The 5,395-nt window shown below is 57.8% G+C and carries 3 rRNA genes; all 3 read right to left on the minus strand.

The features are described 5' to 3' along the window. Window positions 1-7: 7 nt before the first annotated feature. The 3 genes from rrf to D0T12_RS34620 all read right to left on the minus strand — a co-directional run bounded on the left by rrf (window position 8) and on the right by D0T12_RS34620 (window position 5,374). A 5S ribosomal RNA gene (gene rrf / locus D0T12_RS34610) occupies window positions 8-124 on the minus strand. A 150-nt stretch (window positions 125-274) separates the two neighbouring features. Continuing rightward, window positions 275-3,391 (minus strand): 23S ribosomal RNA (locus tag D0T12_RS34615). Between the two features lie 452 nt (window positions 3,392-3,843). Next, window positions 3,844-5,374: ribosomal RNA gene (locus D0T12_RS34620) — 16S ribosomal RNA — on the minus strand. The 16S, 23S and 5S rRNA genes sit together here, the layout of an rRNA operon. Window positions 5,375-5,395 lie beyond the last annotated feature (21 nt).

Consider the following 5,395-nt stretch of genomic DNA (forward strand, 5'->3'; position numbering starts at 1 on the left):
AAGAAATGTCCGGCGGTGTCCTACTCTCCCACACAGTCTCCCATGCAGTACCATCGGCGCTGAAGAGCTTAACTTCCGGGTTCGGAATGGGACCGGGTGTTTCCCCTTCGCCAAAACCACCGAACGCCCAACGCACCACCCCCACACACAGGGCGGGCAAACTCAAACGTTCGACACATATGCTGTTATCAAAACAGCGGGTGTCCAGGTTGTTTCCTGGGAACCACACAGGGACGCGAACACTACTCGCAGCGATTTGAATTGAACGAATTGTGTGTTCAAGCCACTCGGCCTATTAGTACCGGTCGACTCCACACCTCACAGCGCTTCCATCACCGGCCTATCAACCCGGTCGTCTACCGGGAGCCTTACACCCCACGAAGGGGTGGGAGAACTCATCTCGAGGAAGGCTTCCCGCTTAGATGCTTTCAGCGGTTATCCCGACCGAACGTAGCCAACCAGCCGTGCCCCTGGCGGGACAACTGGCACACCAGAGGTCCGTCCGTCCCGGTCCTCTCGTACTAGGGACAGACCCTCACAATTCTCCTACGCGCGCAGCGGATAGGGACCGAACTGTCTCGCGACGTTCTAAACCCAGCTCGCGTGCCGCTTTAATGGGCGAACAGCCCAACCCTTGGGACCTACTCCAGCCCCAGGATGCGACGAGCCGACATCGAGGTGCCAAACCATCCCGTCGATATGGACTCTTGGGGAAGATCAGCCTGTTATCCCCGGGGTACCTTTTAGCCGTTGAGCGACACCGCTTCCACACGCCGGTGCCGGATCACTAGGCCCTGCTTTCGCACCTGCTCGACACGTCCGTCTCACAGTCAAGCTCCCTTGTGCCCTTACACTCACCACCTGATTACCAACCAGGCCGAGGGAACCTTTGGGCGCCTCCGTTACCCTTTAGGAGGCAACCGCCCCAGTTAAACTACCCACCAGGCACTGTCCCCCACCCCGATACAGGGGCGCGGGTTAGACGCTCAAAACGACCAGAGTGGTATTTCACCAACGACTCCACCGACACTGGCGTGCCAGCTTCACAGTCTCCCACCTATCCTACACAAACCGTTCCAAACGCCAATACCAAGCTATAGTGAAGGTCCCGGGGTCTTTCCGTCCTGCTGCGCGAAACGAGCATCTTTACTCGTACTGCAATTTCGCCGGGCCTGCGGTTGAGACAGCGGGGAAGTCGTTACGCCATTCGTGCAGGTCGGAACTTACCCGACAAGGAATTTCGCTACCTTAGGATGGTTATAGTTACCACCGCCGTTTACCGGCGCTTAGATTCTCAGCCTCGACCCCCAAAAGGGATCTAACCGGTCCTCTTAACGTTCCGGCACCGGGCAGGCGTCAGTCCGTATACCGCGTCTTACGACTTCGCACGGACCTGTGTTTTTAGTAAACAGTCGCTTCCCCCTGGCCACTGCGACCCAACCCAGCTCCCACCGCAAAGGGTGTTCACCAGACCGGGCCCCCCTTCTCCCAAAGTTACGGGGGCAATTTGCCGAGTTCCTTAACCACAGTTCACCCGATCGCCTTAGTATTCTCTACCTGACCACCTGAGTCGGTTTAGGGTACGGGCCGCCAGTACACTCGCTAGAGGCTTTTCTCGACAGCATGGGATCACTCACTTCACCTAAAACGGCTCGGCATCAGCTCTCAGGAACAATGAGAGACGGATTTACCTATCTCTCTCCCTACAGCCTTACCCCAGGAACAACCATCGCCTGGGCTGAGCTACCCTCCTGCGTCACCCCATCACTCACCTACTACCCCCTCGGGCCGACCGCTCCACCCAACCAGCAACCCGAAGGCCACCAGCAGGTTTCAGGGTCTTAGCATCAGAGGATTCAGCGTTGGCGCATACCAGCGGGTACGGGAATATCAACCCGTTGTCCATCGACTACGCCTGTCGGCCTCGCCTTAGGTCCCGACTTACCCTGGGCGGATTAGCCTGCCCCAGGAACCCTTGGTCATCCGGCGCACACGTTTCTCACGTGTGTCTCGCTACTCATGCCTGCATTCTCACTCCCACAGCCTCCACCACTCGATCACTCGGCGGCTTCACCGGCTGCAGGACGCTCCCCTACCCACCCCAGACACATGCCTGGAATGCCACGGTTTCGGCGGTGTGCTTGAGCCCCGCTACATTGTCGGCGCGGAATCACTTGACCAGTGAGCTATTACGCACTCTTTCAAGGATGGCTGCTTCTAAGCCAACCTCCTGGTTGTCACAGCAACTCCACATCCTTTCCCACTTAGCACACGCTTAGGGGCCTTAACCGATGATCTGGGCTGTTTCCCTCTCGACTACGAAGCTTATCCCCCGCAGTCTCACTGCCACGCTCAACTTACCGGCATTCGGAGTTTGGCTGACGTCAGTAACCTTGTCGGGCCCATCAGCCATCCAGTAGCTCTACCTCCAGCAAGCAACACGCAACGCTGCACCTAAATGCATTTCGGGGAGAACCAGCTATCACGGAGTTTGATTGGCCTTTCACCCCTAACCACAGGTCATCCCCCAGGTTTTCAACCCTGGTGGGTTCGGGCCTCCACACCGTCTTACCGGCGCTTCACCCTGCCCATGGCTAGATCACCCCGCTTCGGGTCTACAGCATGCGACTAAAGACGCCCTATTCAGACTCGCTTTCGCTACGGCTACCCGCCACCGGTTAACCTCGCCACACACCATAACTCGCAGGCTCATTCTTCAAAAGGCACGCCATCACCCACCAGACAGGAACAAATCCCATCCCCAGGCTCTGACGGCTTGTAGGCACACGGTTTCAGGTACTATTTCACGACCCCTCACCGGGGCACTTTTCACCTTTCCCTCACGGTACTGGTCCGCTATCGGTCATCAGGAAGTATTCAGCCTTACCACGTGGTCGTGGCAGATTCACACGGGATTTCACGGGCCCCGTGCTACTCGGGACAACACCCAAGAGACACCACAGTTTCGTCTACCGGACTCTCACCGTCTACGGTCGGCCATCCCAAACCATTCGACTACCATGATGCTTTATAACTCTCTGCTGGACTGGTAGACCCAGCCGGATGCTCCCACAACCCCGCACACGCAACCCCTACCAGGTATCACACGCGCACGGTTTAGGCTCCTCCGCTTTCGCTCACCACTACTCACGGAATCACAATTGTTTTCTCTTCCTACGGGTACTGAGATGTTTCACTTCCCCGCGTTCCCACCAACCGCCCTATACATTCAGACGGCGGCGACACCCCATGACGAGTGCCAGGTTACCCCATTCGGAAACCCCCGGATCAAAGTCTGGTTGCCGACTCCCCGAGGCATATCGCAGGCTCCCACGTCCTTCATCGGCTCCTGATGCCAAGGCATCCACCGTATGCCCTAAAAAACTTGAACACACAAAACGATCAAAACAAATCGCAGAACAAACAACAAAAACACGAACCCGACGAGAACCTAAGCTCCCATCAAGTCGAGCTCTCGTCGTTTGCCAGAGATGCTCGCGTCCACTGTGCAGTTCTCAAAAAACAACCGGGCCCACCAACCCCACACACCAAAAACAATGAGTGGCAGCTGGTCCCGCAATCAGAGGCCCCGAACACGTTCGTGCCCGTTCCCTCAGGACCCAACAGCGTGCCCAACCCGCCAACCGCCTGACACCCACCGTTCCCACTCCCTCTCCGACCAAAGCCGGAAAAGGCGGTACTAGCTGAGCCACACGGCCAGCGAACTGAATAACCAGTGCTCCACATCTATGAGCAGCCGCCTAACAGTCGTTCGCTGTTAAAGACGGCTACCGACCATCGCGACCCTCAGGTTCAAACGATGGCCAGCTGTGTGCTCCTTAGAAAGGAGGTGATCCAGCCGCACCTTCCGGTACGGCTACCTTGTTACGACTTCGTCCCAATCGCCGGCCCCACCTTCGACCGCTCCCCCCACAAGGGTTGGGCCACGGGCTTCGGGTGTTGCCGACTTTCGTGACGTGACGGGCGGTGTGTACAAGGCCCGGGAACGTATTCACCGCAGCGTTGCTGATCTGCGATTACTAGCGACTCCGACTTCACGAAGTCGAGTTGCAGACTTCGATCCGAACTGAGACCGGCTTTAAGGGATTCGCTCCACCTCACGGTATCGCAGCCCTCTGTACCGGCCATTGTAGCATGTTTGCAGCCCAAGACATAAGGGGCATGATGACTTGACGTCATCCCCACCTTCCTCCGAGTTGACCCCGGCGGTCTCCCATGAGTCCCCAACCACCCGAAGGTGTTGCTGGCAACATGGAACGAGGGTTGCGCTCGTTGCGGGACTTAACCCAACATCTCACGACACGAGCTGACGACAGCCATGCACCACCTGTCACCGACCCAAAAAGGACCCACCGTCTCCGATGGATTTCCGGCGATGTCAAGCCTTGGTAAGGTTCTTCGCGTTGCGTCGAATTAAGCAACATGCTCCGCCGCTTGTGCGGGCCCCCGTCAATTCCTTTGAGTTTTAGCCTTGCGGCCGTACTCCCCAGGCGGGGCGCTTAATGCGTTAGCTACGGCGCGGAATCCGTGGAAGAACCCCACACCTAGCGCCCAACGTTTACGGCGTGGACTACCAGGGTATCTAATCCTGTTCGCTCCCCACGCTTTCGCTCCTCAGCGTCAGTACAGGCCCAGAGAACCGCCTTCGCCACCGGTGTTCCTCCCGATATCTGCGCATTTCACCGCTACACCGGGAATTCCATTCTCCCCTACCTGCCTCTAGTCTGCCCGTATCCACCGCAAACCCACGGTTAAGCCGTGGGCTTTCACGACGGACGCAACAAACCGCCTACGAGCTCTTTACGCCCAATAATTCCGGACAACGCTTGCGCCCTACGTATTACCGCGGCTGCTGGCACGTAGTTAGCCGGCGCTTCTTCTGCAGGTACCGTCAAACCCAAAGGCCCTTCGTCCCTGCTGAAAGAGGTTTACAACCCGAAGGCCGTCATCCCCCACGCGGCGTCGCTGCGTCAGGCTTCCGCCCATTGCGCAATATTCCCCACTGCTGCCTCCCGTAGGAGTCTGGGCCGTGTCTCAGTCCCAGTGTGACCGGTCGCCCTCTCAGGCCGGTTACCCGTCGAAGCCTTGGTAGGCCATCACCCCACCAACAAGCTGATAGGCCGCGAGCCCATCCCCAACCGAAAAAACTTTCCACCCTCCCGCATGCACGAGAAAGTCATATCCGGTATTAGACCCAGTTTCCCAGGCTTATCCCGAAGTCAGGGGCAGGTTACTCACGTGTTACTCACCCGTTCGCCGCTCGAGTACCCCCGAAGGGGCCTTTCCGCTCGACTTGCATGTGTTAAGCACGCCGCCAGCGTTCGTCCTGAGCCAGGATCAAACTCTCCATTAAGGCCAAACGACCACACCGAAG

Source organism: Actinomadura spongiicola (genome assembly GCF_003432485.1).
Classification (GTDB): domain Bacteria; phylum Actinomycetota; class Actinomycetes; order Streptosporangiales; family Streptosporangiaceae; genus Spirillospora; species Spirillospora spongiicola.